Origin of the sequence: Phenylobacterium sp. (assembly GCF_030679875.1) — a bacterium.
In the GTDB taxonomy this organism is placed as follows: Bacteria; Pseudomonadota; Alphaproteobacteria; order Caulobacterales; family Caulobacteraceae; genus Phenylobacterium.
Genome location: NZ_JAUXSP010000024.1, coordinates 1 through 1,261 on the forward strand (window position 1 = coordinate 1; position 1,261 = coordinate 1,261).

Genomic DNA, 1,261 nt, shown 5'->3' on the forward strand with positions numbered 1-1,261 from the left:
ATGGCCAAAGAGAAATTCCAACGCAATAAGCCGCATTGCAACATCGGCACGATTGGTCACGTTGACCATGGGAAGACGACGCTGACGGCGGCGATCACGATGACGCTGGCGAAGTCCGGCGGTGCGACGGCGAAGAAGTACGACGAGATTGACGCGGCGCCGGAAGAGAAGGCCCGTGGCATCACGATCAACACGGCGCACGTGGAATATGAGACGGCCAACCGTCACTACGCCCACGTCGACTGCCCTGGTCACGCTGACTATGTGAAGAACATGATCACGGGCGCGGCGCAGATGGACGGCGCGATCCTGGTGTGCTCGGCCGCTGATGGTCCGATGCCGCAGACCCGCGAGCACATTCTGCTGGCCCGTCAGGTTGGCGTGCCGGCCCTGGTGGTGTTCCTGAACAAGGTCGACATGGTCGACGATGAGGAGCTGCTGGACCTGGTGGAGATGGAGCTGCGCGAGCTGCTGTCGTCCTATCAGTTCCCGGGCGACGACATCCCGATCACCAAGGGCTCGGCCCTGGCGGCGGTTGAAAACCGCGATCCGGAAATCGGCGAGAACGCCATTCTGGCGCTGATGAAGACGGTGGACGAGTACATCCCGCAGCCGGAGCGTCCGGTGGACCTTCCGTTCCTGATGCCGGTGGAAGACGTGTTCTCCATCTCGGGTCGTGGCACGGTGGTGACCGGCCGGATCGAAAAGGGCATCGTCAAGGTTGGCGAGGAAGTCGAGATTGTCGGCATCCGTCCGGTTCAGAAGACGACCTGCACGGGCGTCGAGATGTTCCGCAAGCTGCTGGACCAGGGCCAGGCGGGCGACAATGTCGGCGTTCTGCTGCGCGGCACCAAGCGTGAAGACGTTGAGCGCGGCCAGGTTCTCTGCAAGCCGGGTTCGATCACGCCGCACACCAAGTTCGTGGCCGAGGCCTATATCCTGACCAAGGAAGAGGGTGGCCGTCACACGCCGTTCTTCACCAACTATCGTCCGCAGTTCTACTTCCGGACGACGGACGTGACGGGGATCATCAAGCTGCGCGAAGGCGTGGAAATGATCATGCCGGGCGACAACGCCGAGCTGGACGTGGAGCTGATCACCCCGATCGCCATGGACCAGGGCCTGCGCTTCGCCATCCGCGAGGGCGGCCGCACCGTCGGCGCCGGCGTCGTGGCCAAGATCACCGAATAGTCGAAGGCCTCACAGCCAGACACGAAGGCCAAGGCCGTCGGGGGAAACCCCGGCGGCCTTTTCCTTGGGC

1 protein-coding gene is annotated in these 1,261 nt (G+C 63.3%); it reads left to right on the forward strand.

Annotated features, from left to right (window positions below; genetic code table 11):
• Window positions 1-1,191: elongation factor Tu (gene tuf, locus Q8K84_RS15710; RefSeq protein WP_305283646.1), on the forward strand; the 1,191-nt coding region annotated here is incomplete at its 5' end.
• Between the last annotated feature and the right edge of the window lie 70 nt (window positions 1,192-1,261).